Origin of the sequence: Rhizobium tumorigenes (assembly GCF_003240565.2) — a bacterium.
Classification (GTDB): Bacteria; Pseudomonadota; Alphaproteobacteria; order Rhizobiales; family Rhizobiaceae; genus Rhizobium; species Rhizobium tumorigenes.
Window position 1 is genome coordinate 2,057,025 of the sequence record NZ_CP117255.1, and the last position, 20,610, is coordinate 2,077,634.

At 62.5% G+C, this 20,610-nt stretch carries 21 protein-coding genes; 11 read left to right on the plus strand and 10 right to left on the minus strand.

What is annotated here, in order from left to right:
* Positions 1–49: 49 nt before the first annotated feature.
* Positions 50–307 (minus strand): hypothetical protein, encoded by a 258-nt coding sequence (locus PR017_RS10160; protein WP_111222684.1) that lies wholly within the window; start codon positions 305–307, stop codon positions 50–52.
* Between the two features lie 172 nt (positions 308–479).
* Between PR017_RS10160 and hemF the strand changes: the two genes are divergently transcribed.
* Positions 480–1,388: an oxygen-dependent coproporphyrinogen oxidase gene (hemF, locus tag PR017_RS10165; protein ID WP_111222683.1), complete on the plus strand. Its 909-nt coding sequence runs from the start codon at positions 480–482 to the stop codon at positions 1,386–1,388.
* Between the two features lie 83 nt (positions 1,389–1,471).
* The gene (locus PR017_RS10170) at positions 1,472–1,741 is read left to right on the plus strand and encodes a hypothetical protein (RefSeq protein WP_111222682.1); all 270 of its coding nucleotides are present in this window, start codon (positions 1,472–1,474) and stop codon (positions 1,739–1,741) included.
* A gap of 65 nt (positions 1,742–1,806) precedes the next feature.
* Here the strand turns inward: PR017_RS10170 and PR017_RS10175 are convergent, their stop codons facing one another.
* The 3 genes from PR017_RS10175 to PR017_RS10185 are packed head-to-tail and all read right to left on the minus strand — an operon-like array spanning position 1,807 to position 4,308.
* Positions 1,807–3,057 (minus strand): CCA tRNA nucleotidyltransferase, encoded by a 1,251-nt coding sequence (locus tag PR017_RS10175; protein WP_111222681.1) that lies wholly within the window; start codon positions 3,055–3,057, stop codon positions 1,807–1,809.
* Complete coding sequence (locus PR017_RS10180) at positions 3,054–3,689, minus strand: CoA pyrophosphatase (protein WP_111222680.1); 636 nt, start codon at positions 3,687–3,689, stop codon at positions 3,054–3,056. Before PR017_RS10180 ends, PR017_RS10175 begins: the two co-directional genes overlap by 4 nt.
* Positions 3,682–4,308, minus strand: coding sequence for a DUF1285 domain-containing protein (locus PR017_RS10185; protein ID WP_111222679.1), 627 nt, complete (start codon positions 4,306–4,308; stop codon positions 3,682–3,684). The genes PR017_RS10180 and PR017_RS10185 overlap by 8 nt, the downstream gene beginning before the upstream one ends.
* A gap of 160 nt (positions 4,309–4,468) precedes the next feature.
* Here PR017_RS10185 and PR017_RS10190 point away from each other — a divergent pair, with 160 nt between their 5' ends.
* From PR017_RS10190 to PR017_RS10210, 5 genes are read left to right on the plus strand one after another with little or no spacing between them, the layout of a single operon-like run.
* On the plus strand, positions 4,469–5,482 hold the full coding sequence (locus PR017_RS10190) for an AAA family ATPase (RefSeq protein ID WP_111222678.1): 1,014 nt from the start codon (positions 4,469–4,471) through the stop codon (positions 5,480–5,482).
* Between the two features lie 14 nt (positions 5,483–5,496).
* Positions 5,497–6,417: a DUF58 domain-containing protein gene (locus tag PR017_RS10195; RefSeq protein WP_111222677.1), complete on the plus strand. Its 921-nt coding sequence runs from the start codon at positions 5,497–5,499 to the stop codon at positions 6,415–6,417.
* On the plus strand, positions 6,414–9,239 hold the full coding sequence (locus tag PR017_RS10200; protein WP_111222676.1) for a DUF4159 domain-containing protein: 2,826 nt from the start codon (positions 6,414–6,416) through the stop codon (positions 9,237–9,239). The genes PR017_RS10195 and PR017_RS10200 overlap by 4 nt, the downstream gene beginning before the upstream one ends.
* 1 nt (position 9,240) lies before the next feature.
* A complete protein-coding gene (locus PR017_RS10205) occupies positions 9,241–11,310 on the plus strand; it encodes a hypothetical protein (RefSeq protein WP_111222675.1) in 2,070 nt (689 codons plus the stop codon).
* Positions 11,311–11,312: 2 nt separating this feature from the next.
* A complete protein-coding gene (locus PR017_RS10210; protein WP_111222674.1) occupies positions 11,313–11,741 on the plus strand; it encodes a GNAT family N-acetyltransferase in 429 nt (142 codons plus the stop codon).
* A gap of 9 nt (positions 11,742–11,750) precedes the next feature.
* Here PR017_RS10210 and PR017_RS10215 read toward each other — a convergent pair whose 3' ends face one another.
* Positions 11,751–12,320 (minus strand): GNAT family N-acetyltransferase, encoded by a 570-nt coding sequence (locus PR017_RS10215; protein ID WP_206423235.1) that lies wholly within the window; start codon positions 12,318–12,320, stop codon positions 11,751–11,753.
* 197 nt (positions 12,321–12,517) lie between these two features.
* Here PR017_RS10215 and PR017_RS10220 point away from each other — a divergent pair, with 197 nt between their 5' ends.
* Positions 12,518–13,495: a glutathione S-transferase family protein gene (locus PR017_RS10220; protein ID WP_111222673.1), complete on the plus strand. Its 978-nt coding sequence runs from the start codon at positions 12,518–12,520 to the stop codon at positions 13,493–13,495.
* Between the two features lie 10 nt (positions 13,496–13,505).
* On the opposite strand, the gene PR017_RS10225 is transcribed toward PR017_RS10220, so the two are convergent.
* A complete protein-coding gene (locus tag PR017_RS10225) occupies positions 13,506–13,994 on the minus strand; it encodes an NUDIX domain-containing protein (RefSeq protein ID WP_111222672.1) in 489 nt (162 codons plus the stop codon).
* Positions 13,995–14,099: 105 nt separating this feature from the next.
* Between PR017_RS10225 and PR017_RS10230 the strand changes: the two genes are divergently transcribed.
* From PR017_RS10230 to PR017_RS10240, 3 genes are all read left to right on the plus strand, one after another.
* The gene (locus PR017_RS10230) at positions 14,100–15,008 is read left to right on the plus strand and encodes a metallophosphoesterase family protein (RefSeq protein WP_111222671.1); all 909 of its coding nucleotides are present in this window, start codon (positions 14,100–14,102) and stop codon (positions 15,006–15,008) included.
* Positions 15,009–15,324: 316 nt separating this feature from the next.
* Positions 15,325–15,837 carry an RNA polymerase sigma factor gene (locus PR017_RS10235; RefSeq protein WP_111222670.1) on the plus strand — a complete coding sequence of 171 codons (513 nt, stop codon included), beginning with the start codon at positions 15,325–15,327 and terminating at the stop codon, positions 15,835–15,837.
* On the plus strand, positions 15,834–16,670 hold the full coding sequence (locus PR017_RS10240) for an anti-sigma factor family protein (RefSeq protein WP_111222669.1): 837 nt from the start codon (positions 15,834–15,836) through the stop codon (positions 16,668–16,670). The genes PR017_RS10235 and PR017_RS10240 overlap by 4 nt, the downstream gene beginning before the upstream one ends.
* 79 nt (positions 16,671–16,749) lie before the next feature.
* On the opposite strand, the gene leuA is transcribed toward PR017_RS10240, so the two are convergent.
* The 4 genes from leuA to PR017_RS10260 all read right to left on the minus strand — a co-directional run bounded on the left by leuA (position 16,750) and on the right by PR017_RS10260 (position 20,567).
* Positions 16,750–18,492 carry a 2-isopropylmalate synthase gene (gene leuA / locus PR017_RS10245; RefSeq protein WP_111222668.1) on the minus strand — a complete coding sequence of 581 codons (1,743 nt, stop codon included), beginning with the start codon at positions 18,490–18,492 and terminating at the stop codon, positions 16,750–16,752.
* Between the two features lie 355 nt (positions 18,493–18,847).
* Positions 18,848–19,090: a type II toxin-antitoxin system BrnA family antitoxin gene (gene brnA, locus PR017_RS10250; protein ID WP_111222667.1), complete on the minus strand. Its 243-nt coding sequence runs from the start codon at positions 19,088–19,090 to the stop codon at positions 18,848–18,850.
* Positions 19,077–19,340 carry a BrnT family toxin gene (locus PR017_RS10255; RefSeq protein ID WP_111222666.1) on the minus strand — a complete coding sequence of 88 codons (264 nt, stop codon included), beginning with the start codon at positions 19,338–19,340 and terminating at the stop codon, positions 19,077–19,079. The genes brnA and PR017_RS10255 overlap by 14 nt, the downstream gene beginning before the upstream one ends.
* A gap of 36 nt (positions 19,341–19,376) precedes the next feature.
* Positions 19,377–20,567 carry a benzoate/H(+) symporter BenE family transporter gene (locus tag PR017_RS10260; RefSeq protein WP_111222665.1) on the minus strand — a complete coding sequence of 397 codons (1,191 nt, stop codon included), beginning with the start codon at positions 20,565–20,567 and terminating at the stop codon, positions 19,377–19,379.
* Positions 20,568–20,610 lie beyond the last annotated feature (43 nt).

Sequence of the window (20,610 nt, forward strand, 5' to 3'; positions counted from 1 at the left end):
GAAGATCGGTGCCGATGAATGAGCGTCGAACGCCGGCGCAGAAAAACGATCAGTCTGCGGTCGGCAGGCGGCGCATAGTGAATTCTATGCGGTCGCCTTCGACCTGTCGCCAGCTTTCGACTTCCGTCCAGTAGGCGGCCTTTGGAAAATCGTCGAACCATTGGCGGGCTTTTTCGCGGGCGTCGGGGCGACTGAGGCAATAGGTTTCGCGCACAAAATCTCCCCTTCCGCCGGCAAGCTTGCTGCGGCGGTGGCGGTCGATCTGGCGCTTGAGCCCATCAAGGGGCGGCGATCCCGTAATCTTCATGATAAACCTTGCCTTTGCGCCAAGATAATACCAGACGCTTCATTTTGCGAGTCGATTATGCCGGTGTTCAAGCGGGGGATGCTGGCTGCCACCTTGCTTTGCTGTTATGCAAAACCCGATTTTGAAGGCCGTGCGAGTCGTGGCCGCTGCACACATGGCGCCGGAGATACTTATGGAAAGACCACAGCTTCCGACCGGATTGCCTGACGACATCGAGGACAAGAAGCTTGCTGCGCGCGGCTGGTTCGAGAGCCTGCGTGACACGATCTGCGCGGAATTCGAGGCGCTGGAAGACGAGTTGACCGGCCCTCTTGCCGACCAGGAACCGGGCCGCTTCGTTGCCAAGGATTGGCAGCGCGAGGGCGATGGCGGCGGCGGCAGGATGTCGATGATGGAAGGGCGCGTCTTCGAGAAGGTCGGCGTCCACACGTCCACCGTGCACGGCGAGTTTGCCCCCGATTTTCGCAGCCAGATCCCCGGTGCCAACGAGGATCCGCGCTTCTGGGCCTCCGGCATTTCGCTCATCGCCCATCCCGTCAATCCCAACGTGCCGGCCGTGCACATGAACACCCGCATGGTGGTCACGACCAGCCGCTGGTTCGGCGGCGGCGCCGACTTGACGCCCGTCCTTGATGGCAGGCGAACACAGGAAGACCCCGACAGCCAACTATTTCACCGTGCCATGGAGATCGCCTGCGGCCGTCATACGGTTGCAGACTATCCGCGCTATAAGGCCTGGTGCGAGGAGTATTTCTTCCTGAAGCACCGAAACGAATCACGCGGCATCGGTGGGATTTTCTACGACTGGCTTCATTCGAGCGAGGAGGACGGCGGCTGGGAGGCCGACTTTGCCTTCACGCGCGATGTCGGAAGGGCATTTTCGATGGTCTACCCGCGGATTGTAAGGTCGAACTTCAACAAGCTGTGGACAGAGCAGCACCGGGACGAACAATTGATTCGCCGCGGACGCTATGTCGAGTTCAATCTTCTGTACGACCGCGGCACGATCTTCGGCCTGAAGACCGGCGGCAATGTAGAGTCTATCCTGTCGTCCCTGCCGCCCGTGGTTCGTTGGCCCTGATGTCAACAAAACGTGAGGGTCTTACAAAGTAACGCGTTGCTACTACTTTAACTTGAACATGGTACAGTCAGAGGAGGATTGTCATGTCTACGAAGAGCAGTGCAGCCCCTACCCCGACCACAGCGAGTGCGATGGATACTCCTGACTTTATCAGGAGGCTGGCGGAGGACCAGCGCATCCGAAGCGGCTCCGATCTGCCTTTATCCTGCTTCATCGAGCAGGTGAAGATGCAACTGAAAGGCCGGCCGGCCAACGATGTATCCCGTATTCCGCAGGACCGCATCGCCAGGCGCTCCGTCGCCCACCGCCACCAGACGTCGGAGCTTTTCAAAGCCTGGGCAATGCCTGAATAGGCTGAGCAGGCTGCAACACCACCATCGGGCGCAGCTTCTGCGATAAGCGGAGGCTGCCCTGAAAATCAGACCATTTCTCGTAGCCGCGACAGCAGGGTAGCCTTGTCGGTCGCGAAATTCTCGTCGACCCACTGGCGTTCAAGATCGCCCAGCACTTCGCCCACGCGCGGGCCGGCAGCAATTCCTGCCTTCAGCGCATCGGCTCCGCTGACTGGAAAGACCGGCTTCTGCCAGCCGCCTGCGCGATCCAGCAGCTTGCCGATGCGTGCCGTACGCGCCATCTCTGCAAAGTCGCCCTCCGCCTTGCCCCGCGCCACCGCAAGGGCGAGCTTCAACCTGGTGCGGATACCCTCTGCTCCATGGCCATACAGCAATCTTTGAAACGCTGCGTCAGAGATCTCGTCGTCGACGACGGGTGCGGCCGCCCATGTGGCAAGCCTCGCCGCCTCTGCCTTCGACAGGCGCAACCGGATCGCGAGCTTTGCCAGCCTGTCGGCATCTGGCGGCACTATGGAGGCAAGTCGCAGCAATGGATCCGGCGACCAGCCAAGCGCCCGTTCGGTGGAAACAAGCGCCGGGATGGCGTCGATGCCCCACTTCTCGGTTTCCGGCAAGATATCGGTGAGCACGCTGATCTGGCGCATCCAAAGCAGCGCACGCCCCGGATCGGGTGCTCCCAGCAGCTTCTTCATTTCCGACCAGATGCGCTCGGCCGACAGCGATGCCAGTGTGGCGCGCGCGCCGGCACAGGCCCTGAGGCCCGCAGCATCGGGCCGACCGGTGCCATAGAAGGCAAAGAACCGGAAAAAGCGCAGTATGCGCAAATGATCCTCGGCGATCCGCGTTGCCGGCTCGCCGATGAACCGAATGGTCCTGGTCTCTATATCCGCAAGGCCGCCAACGAGATCGATGACCTCGCCGGTAGCGGTCGCATAGAGCGCATTGATCGTCAGATCGCGGCGTTCGGCATCCGCCTGCCAGTCCGTGCTGAAAGCCACCTCGGCATGACGTCCGTCGGTCTCGACGTCGCGGCGCAACGTCGTCACCTCGAACGGCTTGCCATCGATCACCAACGTCACTGTGCCATGCGCGATGCCGGTCGGTACGGCCCTGATGCCGGCCGCCTTGGCACGGGCGACGACAGCGTCCGGCAGCAGCGTCGTCGCGACGTCGATGTCGGCGACATCGAGCCCCATCAGGCTGTTGCGGACTGCTCCGCCAACGATGCGCGCCTCGCCGCCGTCGGTGTTGAGCAACGCCAGAACCTGTCCGAGCGCCGCATCCGCGAACCACGTCTCTCCGGCAACAGTCGTCATGCGTAAAGCCTCTCGTACAATGTCCGGACGATCCCGGCGGTAATGCCCCAGATCATCCATTGACCGTAGGGCATGCGGTAGAAATGACGCTCGCTGCCCTTCCACTCCATGCTGTCGCGCATATGGTGCGTCGGGTCCATCAGAAACGACAGAGGCACTTCGAAAGCATCCTCGACCTCGGTCGGACTTAGCGTCAGCTCGAAACCCGGCTTGACGACCGCCAGGATCGGCGTAATGCGGAATCCGGTCGCAGCCAGATAATGCGGCAGGCGGGCCACCGGTTCGACGAACAGATTGGCAAGCCCGATCTCCTCCTCAGCCTCGCGCATCGCGGCAGCCTCCGGCGACGCATCGTCCGGATCTATGGCGCCGCCCGGAAAGGCGATCTGGCCAGAGTGCTTGCGCAGATTTGTCGTGCGCTGCGTAAAGATGACCCGTGCGTCGTCTCCCTCGTCGATGACAGGCACCAGCACCGCGGCGTCGCGTAGCGTCATCCCCTCGACGTCGAGAATTCTCTCTCGGTTGAGAAGGTGATCGCCGTGCTCACGCCAGGCAAGCTCGACCGGGTTACCCGTCTGGTTGAGCGCGCGGCGGCGGAATTCGGCTGCCGAATAAAGCGGAAACTCACTCATCTGCCAGGGCATTCAGCGTCAGCGCCGTCATGATCGGGAAAGTCGCGCCGCCGGAGCGGACGCAGAACATCGCGACGCCGTCGATGTCGAGCGTTTCGCCGAGAGCCACCAGATCGTACATGACGGCCCGTGACACCAGCGCCTCCAGCCGGCCGCGCACGTGCAGGTAGGGCTTGAGCTCGTTGTTGTCGCCATGCATGAGGAAGCGCAGCGGATGGCTCTCGCCTGCCTCCACGACGTCCCCAACGTTCGTCCGGAATGTCAGTAGCGGATGGCCGTCAACCTGCGTCATCGTCATCTCGACGGCCAGAAACGGCGCATCGACGACGCGGATGCCGACTTTTTCCACAGGCGTCACGAGATAGGTCTTGCCGTCCTCGTCCTTGCGCAACACCGTCGAGAACAATCGCACCAGCGGCGCGCGGCCGATCGGTGTCCCCATGTAGAACCAGGTACCGTCGCTGCGGATTTCCATGTCGAGATCGCCGCAGAAGGGCGGGTTCCACTTGTCGACCGGCGGCGGACCCTTGGCGTGGTCTCCGGCATCTCCGGCGGCGCGCGAAATCAGGGCAGCCAAGCCTGCCGCGTCGGTCGTCGCGCTGATTTCCTCGGCTGCCATTGTTCCGTCCCGGTTCGTCGCTAGTTCTTGCTGTCACACGAGATAGTCATTCGAGACGCGCTTGTCAGCATTGTTGTGAGGGATAAATTCTCTTGAGTATGGGGCAAATCTGTATGAACTGCGAATCGACACACCCGTCTTTCAGCCGCCGGAGATGCACATGGGCATGATCAATTCGACAGAGGCTAGCCTCGACGACAAGGCCATGATTGCATCTGCAGAGCGTGCGCTTGCCGATATCGCCGCAATTCGCGACCAGATATCGAAGGTCATTTTCGGCCAGGAAAGCGTCGTCGAGAAGACTGTGCTCGCGGTTCTGGCCGGCGGCCACGCGCTGCTGGTCGGCGTTCCCGGCCTCGCCAAGACCAAGCTGGTGACGACGCTCGGCGACGTGCTCGGGCTGGGAGCCAGCCGCGTACAGTTCACCCCTGACCTGATGCCATCGGACATTCTAGGCTCGGAAGTGATGGACCAGGACGACACCGGTCGCCGTTCATTCCGCTTTCTCAAGGGCCCCATCTTCGCACAATTGCTGATGGCAGACGAAATCAACCGCGCCTCGCCGCGCACCCAGTCGGCGCTGCTGCAGGCGATGCAGGAATATCATGTCACAATCGCCGGCCAGCGCTACGACCTGCCGGCGCCTTTCCACGTGCTTGCCACCCAAAACCCGCTGGAACAGGAAGGCACCTATCCGCTGCCGGAAGCGCAGCTAGACCGGTTTTTGCTGCAGGTCGATGTCGGCTATCCGGAATTGGCCGACGAGCGCCGCATCCTGCTCGACACGACCGGCATGTCGGAAGCAAAGGCCGGCGCTGCCATCGATGCTGGCAGGCTGTCCGAAATCCAGAAGCTTATCCGCCAGATGCCGATCAGCGACAGCGTCGTCGATGCCATCCTGTCTCTTGTCCGCTCGGCCCGACCGGGCCAGGGCAACGCCACGACAGACAAGCACGTCGCCTGGGGCCCGGGCCCGCGCGCCGGCCAGGCGATGATGCTCTGCACCCGCGCCCGCGCCCTCTACCAGGGTCGCCTCGCCCCGTCGCTGGACGATGTACACGCGCTCGCCGAACCGATCCTGCAGCACCGCATGGCGCTGACGTTCGTCGCCCGCGCCGAAGGCATGTCAGTTCGCGACGTCATTTCCGACCTGGTCAAGCAGGCCAGGACCTAGGGAGAGAGCGCCGCGTGGCATCCATCGGACAGATCGTCAATCCGACATCCGGCAGCGATGCCCTTTCCCGCGCCCGGCAACGGGCAGCTCTCGTCCCCGATTGCCTGGTCGAGGCGAAGCGCATAGCCAACACCGTGATTGCCGGCTGGCACGGCCGCCGCAAGCGCGGCATCGGCGAGAATTTCTGGCAGTTCCGCCCCTACAGCGATGGCGAGAGCCTGTCGCGCATCGACTGGCGGCGCTCGGCCCGCGATGACCATACCTATATCCGCGATCATGAATGGGAAGCGGCACACACCATATGGCTCTGGGCCGACATGTCGCCGTCGATGATGTTCAGGTCGTCGCTCGGTCATGTCTCCAAGGAAAGCCGCGCGCTGGTCGTCATGCTGGCATTGGCCGAAATCCTCGCCCGCTCCGGCGAGCGCATCGGCTGCCCCGGCATCATGGAACCGATTTCCGCCCGCAACGCTGCCGAGCGACTGGCGACGGCGCTGATGCATGCGCCGCTGGGCGGTGGCCTGCCGCAGACGGCGATGATCCGCGGCTGGAGCGACGTCGTGCTGATCGGAGATTTTCTCGACGATGCAGATAGCATCATGGCCCGTCTCGGCCCGCTTGCACGGCGCGGATTGCGCGGCCATGTGGTCGAGATCGCCGATCCCGCCGAGGAAACATTTCCCTATAGCGGCCGCACCGAGTTCACCGATCCGGAAACCGGCGAAAAGCTGGTGGCCGGCCGTGCCGAGACAATCCGCGAGGATTACCAGCGTGCCTACCTGGCGCGCCGCGACAGCCTCGGAGAGACGCTGCGCCACCTCGGCTGGACATTCGTCACCCACCGCACCGACCACCTCGCCTCCGAGGCGCTTGTCGCTGTGCACACCTACCTGTCCGGCATGCCGACCAGAGCCACCCATGGTGGTCAGTTGTGAGCGCGCTGGGTTTTGCCTATCCGGCGATCCTGGCAGCTCTGATCGCCCTGCCGGCGATATGGTGGCTGCTGCGCATGACGCCGCCGCGCCCACAGACGGAAGTCTTTCCGCCGCTGAAGATCCTGGCCAAAGTGCTCAGACGAGAGGAAACCCCGGCCAACAGCCCGTGGTGGCTGACGCTGCTGCGTATGCTGATGGCGGCGGCCGTCATCCTTGCAATCGCCGATCCCGTCTTCAATCCGCGCACCAACACCCTTTCCAAGGCGGGACCTCTGGTTCTGCTGATCGACAACAGCTGGGCGAGCGCTGCCGATTGGGATCGCCGCGTGCAAACCGCCGACGCGCTGATCGGCGATGCCGATGCCAGCGAGACGCCCGTCGTCATCGCCTTCACCGCCAACCAGACCAACGATGCCATCCCAGGCACCGCGATGGCAGCGCGCGACAAACTACATGCCGCCGCCCCTATGCCGCTGGTACCGGATCGCCCACGCGCCGTGCAGGCCCTGAAGTCGGCTCTCGCTGGCGCCCATCCCGGCACGCTCGTTTTCCTGTCAGACGGAATTGCTGCCGCCGACAAGGACGATACCGTTCAGCAGCTCGCTTCCCTCTCTCCCGCAGACCTCCGCCTGCTGGAGGGCGATGCAAGCCAAGCCATCGTCCTGACCAAGGCCGCCAACGCCGCCGACGCCATGACCGTTACCGCGAGCCGCCTCGATAGCGCCGGCCCCGCCGGTTTCACGCTCAGCGCGCAGGATGCCCAAGGGCGTCCGATCGCTGCCGGCAAACTCGCCTTTACCGCTGGCCAGTCGGTCGCATCGGGCACGATCACAGCCCCCTTCGAGATGCGCAACGACTTTGCCCGGGTCAGCATCGATGGCCACACGACCGCAGGCTCGGTGCATCTCCTCGACGACGGCTTCAAGCGTCGCCGCGTCGCCCTGCTCTCCGGCCAGGCCGTCGACGAGTTCCAGCCGCTGCTGTCACCGCTCTACTATATCCAGAAGGCACTTTCGCCTTACGCCGACCTCGTGAACCCTGAGGCCGACGATCTGGCGAAATCGATTACCGAGCTTCTGGCCGGCAATCCGTCTGTCATCATCATGGCCGACATCGGCCGCCTGCCGGCAGATGCCTATGCCCCGATGCAGCGCTGGATCGCCAATGGCGGGACGTTGATCCGTTTCGCCGGTCCGCGCCTTGCAGCAGCACCGGCCGACGATCCGCTCGTGCCTGTGATCCTGCGCCAGGGCGAGCGTGCGCTGGGCGGCGCCATGTCCTGGGCCGAGCCTCAACCACTCGCCGATTTCCCGGCTTTCGGGCCGTTTGCCGGCATGCCGAAACCGTCAAATGTGCTGGTCAAGCGCCAGGTTCTGGCCGAGCCGACGCCAGATCTGGCCGAGCGGACATGGGCAAGCCTTGCCGACGGAACACCGCTGGTCACCGAGAAAAACGTCTCCGCCGGCCGCATCGTGCTATTTCATGTGAGCGCCGAAGCGTCGTGGTCGGATCTGCCGATTTCAGGTGATTTCGTCGAGATGCTACGCCGTATCGTGCAGATGTCCCGCTCCGGAGGCGTCACAGCTGCCGACGGATCTGCCAAGTCAGCCGCCGGTATCCTGCCGCCGTATCGGCTTCTGACGGCCAAGGGTGCGCTGAACGGTGAGACCGGCAGCGCCCGGCCGCTCGACACCGGCAAGAAGGGGCCTCTGCTCGCAAGCTTCGACAACCCGCCGGGTCTCTACGGCTCGGAAGAAGGATTTACCGCATTGAATGTCCTTCCCGAGGGCGCCGAACTGAAGCCTCTCGACGCATCGGCTTCCATTGGGGTGCAGCGCGAAGGACTGATCGGCGGACAGGCATGGTCCGCCAAGCCGGTATTGTTTACCATCGCCCTCCTTCTGCTGCTGACCGACAGCGTTGCCGTGCTATTCATGAACGGCGCCTTCAGCGGCATCCGGCGGCCGTCTCGCTCAGCCGCAAAGACCGCCGCGATTCTCGCCATCGCCTTCTCTACGGCGGCTTTCCTGCACCCGGTCGACATGCGCGCCGACGATGCGAGGCCCGGCGACGACATCCTACAGTCACGGCTCGACAAGACGCATCTGGCCTATATCTTGACCGGCGAAGACGAGGTCGATCGTATCTCCGAACGAGGTCTGGCGGGCCTCACCGACTTCCTCACTTACCGCACGACACTCGAACCCGGGCCGCCTGTCGGCGTTGATCCCGCCAAGGACGAACTGGCGCTCTTCCCCCTGCTCTACTGGCCGGTGACCTCGACTGCACCGATGCCTAGCACTGCCACAATGAACCGCATCGACGCCTATATGCGCGCCGGCGGCACCGTGCTTTTCGACACGCGCGATGCATTGAGTTCCGTCGGCGACAATTCGGCTCCCGGCCCGAACGGCGAACGGCTGCAGGCGATCCTTGCCAATCTCGACATACCGCCACTCGAGCCCGTTCCCGCCAAGCACGTGTTGACGAAATCCTTTTATCTGCTGTCGAGTTTTCCGGGACGCTACACCGGCAGCCCGTTGTGGATCGAATCCCATCAGGACAACCGCGCCGACACCGGTACCAAGCAGGCAGCCACATCGGACGGCGTGACGCCGATCATCATCACCGGCAACGACTTCGCCGGAGCCTGGGCTGTCGACGACAACGGCACACCGCTCCTGCCAACGGTGCCGCAAGACGACATGCAGCGGGAATATGCCTTCAGAACCGGCGTCAACATCATGATGTATATGCTGACCGGCAACTACAAATCCGATCAGGTCCACGTTCCGGATCTGCTGGAACGGCTGGGGCAATAGCATGACGCTGGATTTCCAACCCTTTCTCCCCTGGCCGGTAATTATAGTCTTCGCCGCAGTCGTTGCAGTGATCGCCGCCTTCGCCATCTGGCGTCGCCTGCGTGGCGCATGGCTCCGCGCACTCGCAGCTCTTGCCTTGCTGGTAGCACTCGCCAACCCGCTGCTGATGCAGGAAGACCGCGACCGGCTGTCGACCATCGTGCCCGTCATCATCGACCGCAGTCAGAGCCAGCTGACGCCCGAACGCATCAAGATGACCAACGATGCCCTGGCGCAACTGAAAGACCGCCTGGCCGCCTTCCCGCGCATCGAGCCGCGCTATGTGGAGTCCAAGGATACGGCGGACACGGATGCCCCGGCGACGCGGCTGTTCTCGGCGCTGGCCGGTGCCATCGGCGATGTTCCGCCGGCGCGCATCGGCGGCGCCATCTTCCTCACCGATGGACAGATCCACGATATCCCCTCGACCGCCCAGTCGCTTGGGTTCAACGCTCCCATACACGGACTGATCACCGGCAAAGCCAATGAATACGACCGTCGCATCGAAGTGGTGCGCGGCCCTCGCTTCGGCATCGTCAACGAAGAACAGCAACTGACCCTGCGCGTCGCCGACGATGGCCCGAGCCCCGGCGGCGTGGCCCCCGTCACGGTGAAAATGAACGGCAACGAGATCGCCACCCTGCAGGCGACCCCCGGCCAGGAAACGCCCTTCAGCTTCAAGGTGCCGCGTGCCGGCAACAATGTCCTCGAGTTTTCCGTCGCGGAACTGCCGGGCGAGATCACGCTTGCCAACAATCGTGCCGTCCACCTGATCGAGGGTATCCGCCAGAACATGCGTGTGTTGCTGGTATCTGGCGAGCCGCATGCTGGCGAGCGCGCCTGGCGCAATCTGCTGAAATCCGATGCCTCGGTCGATCTCGTGCACTTCACCATCCTGCGTCCGCCGGAAAAGCAGGACGGCACGCCGATCAACGAGCTGTCGCTGATCGCCTTTCCGACACGGGAACTGTTCGTCGACAAGATCAAGGATTTCGACCTGATCATCTTCGACCGCTATCAGCATCGCGGCGTGCTACCGATCCTCTACTACGACTATATCGCCCAGTACGTTCAAAACGGCGGCGCACTGCTGATTGCCGCAGGACCGGAACACGCAGGCCAGGATTCGATCGCCCTGACGCCGCTGCAGTCCGTCCTGCCGGCAGAGCCGACAGGCGAGATGATCGACAAGGCCTTCTATCCCCGCCTGTCGGAGGAAGGCCGCAAACATCCCGTTACCCGCGGCCTCGACGGCTCGGATGTCGAGCCGCCGCATTGGGGCCGCTGGTTCCGCACGGTCGATGTCGAGCCGCCGCAGGGCCAGACCGTGATGGTCGGAGCCGACAATCATCCGCTGCTGGTGCTGAACCGCGCCGGGGAAGGACGCGTCGCCATGCTGCTGTCTGACCAGGGCTGGCTGTGGTCACGCGGTTTCGAGGGTGGTGGCCCGAGTGTGGCGCTCTACAGGCGCATCGCCCACTGGCTGATGAAGGAACCGGCGCTCGAAGAAGAAGCGCTGACCGCCACCGCGTCCGGCCGCACGCTTCAGATCGCCCGCCAGACGATCGGCGACGATCCCGGCAGCGCGACGATCAAATATCCTTCCGGCAAGTCGGAAACCGTCAAGCTGGCGCAGGGCGAGCCCGGCCTCTATCGCGCCGAGAAGCACACCGATGAGATCGGGCTGTTCCAGATCACCAACGGCAACCTCTCGACACTGGTCCATGTCGGCGCCGTCGATGCACCGGAATTCAAGGCGATGATCTCGACAACGGAGACGCTGAAGCCGCTGGCCAGCCAGACCAAGGGGCTTGTGACGCGCGTGGCTTCGGCCGGCGACATCGTCGTCGTGCCGCCGGTCCTGCCGGTGCGGGGTGCAGTGCGCATCGCCGACGACCAGCGCATGAGCATCCGGCTGACAGACGAGACGGTTCTGCGCGGCATCAACACGCTGCCGCTGTTTGCAGGGTTCCTTGGCCTCGCCGCCCTGCTCTTCCTGTTTACGGCGACCTGGTGGCGCGAAGGACGATAGCCATGGCAACCCTGGACCTGACCGACGCGCCTCTTGACGGCGACATGGCCGTGATCATGAGCGGGTTGATGTCGTTCAACGCATCGGACGTCGGGCCGCCCGAGCGACGGTCGCTGGCCGTGTTCATCCGCGGAGACAACGGCAAGGTGATCGGCGGGCTGCTGGGCGTGACCGCCTGGGGCTGGCTGTTCACCCAATGGCTGTTCGTTCCCGAAACGCTGCGCGGCCAGGGAATGGCTGGCAAGCTGCTCGCCAAGGCGGAAGCCGAAGCACTGGAACGCGGATGCCACGGCGCCTGGATCGACACCTTCAATCCGCAGGCGCTGCGGGCCTATCAGCGCCAGGGCTATGTGGCCTTCGGTACGCTCGCCGACTTCCCGCTCGGTCGCAGCCGGACGTTCCTGCAGAAGCAGCTCGCCGTAACATCCTGATAAGCTACGCTATTCAGTCCAGCCGATGGCGCCCTTGAGCCGCGCATGGACGTCATCCGCCATCGGCACGGCGAGCACCCGGCGCGGATCGACCGGCCCCGGAAAGGCAAGCGCGTTATAGGCCACCTTCTCGAAACCGAGCGGTTCGTAGTAAGGCGGATCGCCGACGAGGATGACCGCCTCCGAGCCCTTCCGCCGTGCAGCTTCGACGGCAATACGCACCAGCTCGCGACCGATGCCCCGGCTCTTGTGCGAGGGCCGGACGGCCAGTGGGCCTAGAAGATGGCCCCTGACGGCACCTGCCATGACGGCCGTCATCCGGACGGATGCGACTGTCTCGCCGTCGTCGGCGCAGATGAACGACAGTGACCGGTCGTGCGGACCCTGCTCGCGGATACGCGCTGCCGCCCGGACGAAACGTCCCGGACCAAAGGCTTCTTCGTTGATGAGTTCGATGACGGCGTCATGGGACGCGTCCTCGGTGAGGTAGACCAGATCGTGCTTGTGCATGAAACGTAACAAACCAGATGACAAAAAGGGATGGGTCTCGGAAACGCCGGATGCGGCGTTCGGGTCCATCAGCGTCGTCGCAGGTCTCTGGTTACGGTCATCGATCACAGTCCTTGAAATCTGACGAGGCCGATAGCAGGAAATATTTGCCTCGTCCAACGTAAAATGCGGCAAATGCAACAGCAACGGACTGTTCAATCTTTGCACGCTCGAAATTCCGCCCGGCAGCGTATGTATCGTTCCAGGCAATTCGAAAGGACGATGACATGGGCATGCTGGTTGACGGCGTCTGGCAGGACGTGTGGTACGACACCAAGGAAACCAAGGGCCATTTCAAGCGGGCTGCGTCGCAGTTTCGCAATTGGGTGACCGCCGACGGCAGTGCCGGCCCATCCGGCACCGGCGGCTTCAAGGCCGAGGCCGGTCGGTATCACCTCTATGTCGCGCTCGCCTGTCCATGGGCCCACCGGACATTGATCTTCCGCAGCCTCAAGAAGCTGGAAAACATCATTTCCGTGTCGATCGTCGATCCGCTCATGCTGGAGAACGGCTGGGAATTTAAAAACCGCGACGGCGGCTCGGTCGATCACATCTTCGGCGCCAATGCCATGTGGGAGATCTACACGAGGGCGGATCCTCAATATTCCGGGCGCGTCACCGTACCCGTCCTCTGGGACACCAGGACTGGCACCATCGTCAACAACGAGTCGTCCGAAATCATCCGGATGTTCAACAGCGCTTTCGACAGTCTTACCGACGTAAGGCTGGACTATTATCCGGACCCTCTGCGGACCGAGATCGACGAGATCAACGCCATCGTCTACGACACGGTCAACAACGGCGTCTACAAATCCGGTTTTGCGACAACGCAGGACGCCTATGAAGAGCACGTGCAAAAACTCTTCGCGACCCTGGACAGTCTCGACGCCCGCCTGGGGAAAAGCCGCTACCTCGTCGGCAACACGATCACGGAAGCCGACTGGCGGCTGTTTACGACACTGGTTCGCTTCGACGCTGTCTATGTCGGCCACTTCAAGTGCAACATCCGGCGCATCGAGGACTACCGGAACCTGCCCGGCTACCTGCGCGAACTCTACCAGGTGCCGGGCGTCAGTGAGACAGTCAACATGGAGCACATCAAGCGGCACTACTACGCCAGCCACAAGACCATCAATCCAACCGGCATCGTGCCCATGGGCCCGGCACTCGATTTCAACCGGCCACACGGTCGTGACGCGCTGTAGCGCCCGGCACCTACCAGTAGCCGGTGGGTGCGAGGTTGCCGTTGATTTCCTGCAGCCGCCGGTGGGTGGCGGCGGTGGTGGTAGGCGGCAGGGCGTCGAGGGCGAAGAAGCCGCTCTCGACAATCTCCCAGTCAGGGTCGCGCCGCGCCGTCTGCTCGACGCTAGCGCGGTAGAAGGCCACGTGATCGCGACGGCTGACGGAGCGGTTGAAATAGATGCCTATCAGGGTCGGTGTGCCCAGAATGGCCAGATTGCCTTCCTCCCGCAGTTCCTTGGCCAAGGCCTGCTCCACAGTCTCGTGCCTTTCGACACCGCCGCCCGGCATGTACCAGCCGGGCAGGTATGAATGGCGAACCAGGAAAATTCGCCCCTCGCTGTCGAAGCAGGCAGCCCGCACCCCGAGCGTCATGCCGCGCGACAGTGCAAAATAGAAATGTGCCAGCGGACCGGCGAGCCTGTGCTTCCACCCGCGCCCTTCCTGTACCAGTTCGTCGTCCATGCCATCCCTCTCTCAGCGGCCCATCGGGGCGGGCCTGCCAAAACTTCCCCTTGTGCAGGCATACGAAGCATTTGATTTGAAACGAGACTGTTCTATGTCTCACCCATGTTCAAACTCGCGCATATCTCCGATATCCACCTTGGCCCGCTCCCACGGCTTTCCCTCTGGGAGCTTGCCTCGAAGCGCATCACCGGATTTGTGAACTGGCACCGGAACCGGCGCAAGCACTTGTTTGGCGGCACTCTGGATCTTCTGCTGGCAGACATCAAGGCGAAGGAGGCGGACCATCTTTGCGTCACCGGCGATCTCGTCAACCTCGGCACAAAGATAGAGATCCGCACCGCTGCGGAGTGGCTTGCAACCATCGGGCCGCCGGCGACGACCTCCGTCGTGCCGGGCAACCACGATGCCTATGTGCCGGGCTCCTATGAGAAATCCGTGCGCGCCTGGTATCCCTACGTGCGCGGCGATCTCGCACCCGCTGCCTGGGAGGAAGACATGCACGTCTTCCCTTACCTCCGCATACGTGACCGCGTCGCCATCATCGGCTGCTCGACGGCCGTTGCCACCTTGCCGTTTTCCGCCAGCGGATTTTTCGGATCGCGCCAGGCCCGCGAAACTGTACATATGCTGCGGGCTGCGGGCGAAGCCGGCCTGTTTCGCGTGCTGATGATCCACCACCCGCCGATCCGCGGGGCCGCGTCGTTCCACAAGCGCATGATCGGCATCCGCCGCTTTGCCGCCGTCGTCTCGACCGGTGGCGCGGAACTGGTGCTGCATGGCCATACCCACCTCAACACGCTTCACTGGCTGCGCGGGCCGATAGGCCGTGTCCCGGTGGTCGGCATTGCCTCGGCGTCGCAAGGCGTCGGCGGGTCCAAGCCTCCGGCCGCCTACAACATGTTTTCGATATCGGGCGGCCCGGGCGCCTGGAGCCTGAAGGCCGAGCGCTTCAGCCTCAATCACAGAGGGGATGGCATTTCGGCTGAGGGCACCGATATATTTGCGTCCTGAGGCAGCCATAATTGCTGCTGTATCCTTACCGGAAACAACAGTTTTATGGTCTCCGCACCTTTTACTTCGAAAAGACTGAGATATCTCCTGCCAATGGTTGCCCGCATCTGAGATCATCTGTCGCATCGGTCAACGAAGGCTTCATGCCGACTTGCGAAACAGGTCGGGAAATGGTCATATCGCTGTCATGGATGTCTTCTCGATGCGTGGACCGACATCAGCCCAGCAAGGGCTGGTGAGAACGTCCGATGCATCTATCACGTAGTCGAAAATTCAAACCCGCGTCCGGTGACGGTCACTTCATCGTGGAAAGACAATGCGCGCTCCCATCCCCGCCCCGGACATCCGTCGCGACCTCGTTGGCCTGCTGCCCAAGTTGCGACGCTTCGCAGTGACGTTGACCGGAGACGTGGCAGATGCCGACGAATTGCTGCAAAAGGTCTGTCAGCGCAGCGTCGCGAAAATCCATCTATGGAATACGGAAGAGCGGCTGGACAGCTGGCTCTACGCGATGACACGGCAGGTGTGGGTCGAAGAATCTCGCCGGCACCGGGTCCGCGCCGGCACTCCGAGAGCCGTCGCCGGCCAGAAAGGCGACGCCGCAGTGCTGCAGCCGCGCCCGACAGAAGGCAGCGACAGTCATCAGGCGATAGCGGCGCTGCCGGACGGCCTTGCCAGCGTCTTCCTGCTCGCCGATGTCGAAGGCCACAGCTACAAGCAGACAGCCGATATTCTCGGCATCCCGCTGTCGATCGTCGCCTCCCGGCTTGCGAATGCCCGCCTGGCCTTTGCCGCCGCCGGGCGCAATCGTCTTAGCCAGAGGTCATGACCGTGCAGGATATCCGCAAGACACCGATCGAAGCGCGGCTAGCCGCCTATATCGATGGCGAGGCCAGCCCTGAAGAGAGGCGCACGCTGGAGGATCTAATTTCCGGCGATGTTGACACGGGTCGCGTCTATGAAAACCTGCGGCAGGGCTCAGATATCGGACGCAAGGTTTTCGACGACCTCCTGAAGGAGCCGGTGCCCCTGGCGCTTGTGCGCTCGATCAAGAGCGCTCCGGCACCGAAGGTCCGTGAAGCGCGGCTCTCGCGGCCGGCCGTGAAGCTCGCGCCATCGGGCAAGCAGGCGCTGGCGGCGGCCCTGATCCTCTTCGTCATCGGCGGCGGCATCGGCTATCTCTTCGGCACCCAGCCGGGCGCGGCCCGTCTCACCCTCCCCCTCGTCCCGAACCAGGCACGAACCTGGCCTGACGACCTTGCCGCTGCCCAACGCATCTATCTGCGCCAGTCCAGCCATATCGTCGAACTCGGCGCGACAGAGAGCGATGAGATCATCACCTGGCTGACCTCGACCGTCGGCGTCAAGTTCAACCTGCCCGATCTGTCGAGCCAGGGCCTGGTATTTCAGGGCGCGCGTCTGCTGGTAGCGGGCGGCAAGCCGACCGGACAGCTGGTCTACCGCAACATCGACGGTGAAATCGTTTCGATCTGCTTCTTCAAGGACAGCGCCGGCACCGATGGCAGCGATTTCAACGAGATCATCAAGGACGATATCGGCATCGTTCCCTGGCACCGCGCCGGGGTCGGCTATGCCATCGTCGGCGCATCCTCGGACGCACTGCTCGACGACATCGCCAACCGCGTGTCGGTGGCGATCTGAACTGTGCCAGACGCAAAAATGGCGGCCTGCCGGGCCGCCATTTCGATGAGATGATGTTTCAAGCCGGGAGCGATGGGCTTCAGGAGCCGGCTTTCAAGACGAGAACCCGGTTGGCGGCCGAGACTATGGCCTCCAGCGACGCCGCAACGATATTGGTGTTGACGCCGGCGCCGAACAGTTTCCCACCCGGATAGGACGTCTCCACATAGGAGATCGCCGCAGCGTTCGAGCCGTGCTGGAGAGAGTGCTCGGAATAATCCTCCACCGACATTTCGACGCCGAGATAGGCCGACAGGGCATTGATGAAGCCATCGATCGGCCCGTTGCCACGACCCTCGATCTTCCTGAGTTCGCCGCCATCGGTGATTTCGGCCGTGATGATCCGTTGCCCCTTGTGCTCGGGATCGGCGAAGATGTGGTGATCGACGAACCGGATACGGGCATCTGGCTGTTGAACGTAAAGCTCCATGAAGCGATCGTAGATGCGCCTCGCCGGCAGTTCCTTGCCCTCGACATCGGTGATGTTCTGGATTTCCTGCCGGAACTCAACCTGCAGGTTGCGCGGCAGGTTCAGCCCGTAGTCCTGCTGCAGGATGTAGGAGATGCCACCCTTGCCGGACTGCGAATTGATGCGGATGATCGCCTCGTAGGAGCGTCCGACGTCCTGCGGATCGATCGGCAGATAGGGCACTTCCCACACCGAGGTGTTGGCGACCCTGCTCGCCTTCATCCCCTTGTTGATGGCGTCCTGGTGCGAGCCGGAAAAGGCCGTGTAGACGAGTTCACCGACATAGGGATGACGCTCGGCAATGGTCATCTGGTTGGAATATTCGTAGACTTCCTTGATACGCTCGATGTCGGAGCAATCGATCTGCGGGTCTACCCCTTGTGTGAACATGTTCAGCGCCATGGTCACGACATCGACGTTACCCGTACGCTCGCCGTTACCGAACAACGTACCCTCGACGCGGTCGGCGCCGGCCAGCAGAGCCAGTTCCGCAGCGGCAATGCCGGTACCGCGGTCATTGTGCGGATGCAGCGAGATGATCAGGTTTTCGCGATTGTCGAGGTTGCGGCACATCCACTCGATCTGGTCGGCATAGACGTTCGGCGTCGCCATCTCGACGGTCGACGGGAGGTTGATGATCAGCTTGTTGTCGGCCGTCGGCCGGATCTCGGCGATGACGGCGTTACAGATCTCCAGCGCCACATCCAGCTCGGTCCCGGTAAAACTTTCCGGAGAGTATTCGAAGCGATAGTCGCCGCCGGCCTTGGCGGCCATGTCGGTGATCATCTTCGCTGCATCGACGGCAATCTGCTTGATGCCGTGCACATCCTTGGCAAACACGACGCGACGCTGCAGTTCGCTGGTGGAATTATAGAAGTGCACGATCGGCCGGTTGGCACCTTGCAACGATTCGAAGGTGCGGGTGATCAGCTCGGGCCGGCACTGCACAAGCACCTGCAGCGACACGTCGTCGGCCACATTGCCTTCTTCGATGCACCAGCGGGCAAAGTCGAAATCGGTCTGCGAGGCCGACGGAAAGCCGATCTCGATTTCCTTGAAGCCCATCTCCAGCAACAGATGGAACATGCGGGCCTTGCGGTCATGCCCCATGGGATCGACCAGAGACTGGTTGCCGTCGCGCAGATCGACCGAGCACCAGATCGGCGGCTTGGTGAGTGTCTTCGAAGGCCAGGTACGGTCAGGAATGTTGACCTGCGGATAGGCGCGGTATTTTTCGGCAGCTTTGGCCATGCCCTTGAAGCGGGACATGGTTGAAGGAGACTTGCTGGCGGGGGAATGGGTCTGCTCGTCCATCGTCTTTTCCTCGTGCCGTCGATTGCCCGCCTCATAGCCGATCGGCTGGGGCTTGGCGATGACAAAAGCGGCTTTGAATGTGGGCCTTGAATGATTGTCGGATGCTAGGTCGAGGAGCGAATGCCGGGCGGGCTTGTCGGCCGCCGGGCGCTCCTCAACGGACCCGGCAACCGCGCGTAAGGCCGAGGAGAAGAAGCGAGGTGAAGGCGCGCGAGTTGTCACGCAAGTCGATGCGGCCGCGTGCAATCTGGCTTGAAATTTTTGCGCCTGTAGACTTCATGGATTGACTTATACCGGCGGCGCAAAAAAGAAGCAAGCCCCGCCCAGTCTTTCAGCATTTGCACGACTTCTGGCTTCAAGATACTTTTCTCTGATCCTGAGCGGCGGACAGACGCTCTTCAATCCACAAATTGATCAGTGATTGCCGTGTCAGCCCGACCCGGGCTGCTTCCTCGTCGAGGCTATTGACCACTGAGGTTGCAAAATCCACGCTGACCTTTTGGGTCGCCATGTTTGGGCGGGTTGCCTTTGTGAGGTCGAGATAGTCGAGTATATCCTCGCCATTGTCGAATTTCTCGTCGAGTTCACTTGCCTTCATAGAGAGCTATCTCCTCTTTCCTCGACCTGCGAACCGAAATGATCCTGATATTGTCATGACGTCTCGTGCAAATCGCGGACCAGTGCTTCCCGTCTATTTGACCGATCGCGACAAACCGGCTTTCAAGTCCGTCCCGAGCGGGGAATGAAATCAAAAAGCGATCGATCCAAAGACGCTGCGCCTCCACAAGATCAATACCATGCTTGATTTTGTTTGTTCTGCTTTTGTCGGGATCAAACTCAAAAGCCATGGCCGAGAATACCACCTAAGCGGCGATGCTTCCAGTCTACTTTATCGGAGGACGGGTGGCCACCAGACGCTGTAGCACCAGCATCAGCCCGCCGGCAATCAACCCCCAAAAGGCTCCGGAAATGCCGCCGAAGGACACGCCAGATGCGGTAACCAGAAATGTCACCGCAGCGGCTTCGCGCGTTTCGACCGCTTGAAACGCCGCCATGGCCGAGCCGGAAAATGCACCGATCAGCGCCAGTCCCGCCACGGCCTCGATGAGGATGGGCGGCGCCAGCGCGACGAAGGCGGTGACCGCGCCGGCAAGCAGCCCGAAGACGATATAGACGATGCCGGCGACCACGGCCGCCCAGTAGCGGCGGTCAGGATTGGCGTTGGCATCCTTGCCCGCACACATGGCGGCCGTTATTGCGGCAAGATTGACCGCATGCCCACCGAACGGCGTGCTCGCCAGCGAAAAAAGGCCGGTCATGGCAAACAGTGGGCGGGGTTTAGGATCGTACTGGTTGACCTTGAGCACGGCGATACCGGGAATATTTTGCGATGCCATGGTGACGATGAACAGCGGCAGCGCGATCGACACCAGCCCTGCCACGGTGAACAGCGGCCGGACCAGTTCGAGGCGCGGCATGAGCGACTGCTCGAGCGACGACAGCGATCCCGCCGGCATCTGCACCCCGAACGCCAGCACGGCGACAAAAGCCACAAGCGCAGCGGGAACCGCCCAGAGCCGCCGGAAAGCGCCGACGACGACCCAGGCAAGCACGATCGGCAATCCCAGCAGCGGATTGAAGGCGATGGCCTTCACCGGCGCGAAGCACAGGCCGATCAGCACGCCCGCAAGCATCGCATTGGCCAGCGGCGCCGGGATCGAAGCCACTGCACGCCCCAGTGGCCGGAAGAGCCCCGCAACGATAATCAATGCCGCACAGACGACGAAGCCCCCGACCGCCGCCTGGAACCCGCCCGCAATAGCCCCCGAGCTCGCCAGCAGCGCCGCCCCGGGTGTCGACCACGCGATACTCACCGGCAGCCGCGTGGAAAGACTGAGGACGATGGCGCAAAGCCCCATGGCAACAGACAGCACCGTCAACCCCGAAGCCGCCTGCCCCGGCGTTGCCCCAACAGCCTGCAGCCCATGCAGCACCACCGCGAAGGAACTGGCAAAGCCGACAAAAGCGGTGAGGCAGCCCATGAAGACGGCTTGGGCGGAAAGATCTTTGAGCATGGCGGCGGTAATGTCTCGTAACGGCGTTAAAGCTCAATGGAGC

What these genes read in the sequence shown, in the direction of transcription:
- PR017_RS10205 (WP_111222675.1), top strand. Translation starts at nt 9,241, where the DNA reads ATGACGCTGGATTTCCAACCCTTTCTCCCCTGGCCGGTAATTATAGTC.
- PR017_RS10225 (WP_111222672.1), bottom strand. Translation starts at nt 13,994, where the DNA reads ATGGACGACGAACTGGTACAGGAAGGGCGCGGGTGGAAGCACAGGCTC.
- PR017_RS10240 (WP_111222669.1), top strand. Translation starts at nt 15,834, where the DNA reads ATGACCGTGCAGGATATCCGCAAGACACCGATCGAAGCGCGGCTAGCC.
- PR017_RS10180 (WP_111222680.1), bottom strand. Translation starts at nt 3,689, where the DNA reads ATGAGTGAGTTTCCGCTTTATTCGGCAGCCGAATTCCGCCGCCGCGCG.
- PR017_RS10230 (WP_111222671.1), top strand. Translation starts at nt 14,100, where the DNA reads ATGTTCAAACTCGCGCATATCTCCGATATCCACCTTGGCCCGCTCCCA.
- PR017_RS10220 (WP_111222673.1), top strand. Translation starts at nt 12,518, where the DNA reads ATGGGCATGCTGGTTGACGGCGTCTGGCAGGACGTGTGGTACGACACC.
- PR017_RS10210 (WP_111222674.1), top strand. Translation starts at nt 11,313, where the DNA reads ATGGCAACCCTGGACCTGACCGACGCGCCTCTTGACGGCGACATGGCC.
- PR017_RS10260 (WP_111222665.1), bottom strand. Translation starts at nt 20,567, where the DNA reads ATGCTCAAAGATCTTTCCGCCCAAGCCGTCTTCATGGGCTGCCTCACC.
- PR017_RS10160 (WP_111222684.1), bottom strand. Translation starts at nt 307, where the DNA reads ATGAAGATTACGGGATCGCCGCCCCTTGATGGGCTCAAGCGCCAGATC.
- PR017_RS10170 (WP_111222682.1), top strand. Translation starts at nt 1,472, where the DNA reads ATGTCTACGAAGAGCAGTGCAGCCCCTACCCCGACCACAGCGAGTGCG.
- brnA (WP_111222667.1), bottom strand. Translation starts at nt 19,090, where the DNA reads ATGAAGGCAAGTGAACTCGACGAGAAATTCGACAATGGCGAGGATATA.
- PR017_RS10175 (WP_111222681.1), bottom strand. Translation starts at nt 3,057, where the DNA reads ATGACGACTGTTGCCGGAGAGACGTGGTTCGCGGATGCGGCGCTCGGA.
- PR017_RS10215 (WP_206423235.1), bottom strand. Translation starts at nt 12,320, where the DNA reads ATGGACCCGAACGCCGCATCCGGCGTTTCCGAGACCCATCCCTTTTTG.
- PR017_RS10190 (WP_111222678.1), top strand. Translation starts at nt 4,469, where the DNA reads ATGGGCATGATCAATTCGACAGAGGCTAGCCTCGACGACAAGGCCATG.
- PR017_RS10235 (WP_111222670.1), top strand. Translation starts at nt 15,325, where the DNA reads ATGCGCGCTCCCATCCCCGCCCCGGACATCCGTCGCGACCTCGTTGGC.
- PR017_RS10185 (WP_111222679.1), bottom strand. Translation starts at nt 4,308, where the DNA reads ATGGCAGCCGAGGAAATCAGCGCGACGACCGACGCGGCAGGCTTGGCT.
- leuA (WP_111222668.1), bottom strand. Translation starts at nt 18,492, where the DNA reads ATGGACGAGCAGACCCATTCCCCCGCCAGCAAGTCTCCTTCAACCATG.
- hemF (WP_111222683.1), top strand. Translation starts at nt 480, where the DNA reads ATGGAAAGACCACAGCTTCCGACCGGATTGCCTGACGACATCGAGGAC.
- PR017_RS10255 (WP_111222666.1), bottom strand. Translation starts at nt 19,340, where the DNA reads ATGGCTTTTGAGTTTGATCCCGACAAAAGCAGAACAAACAAAATCAAG.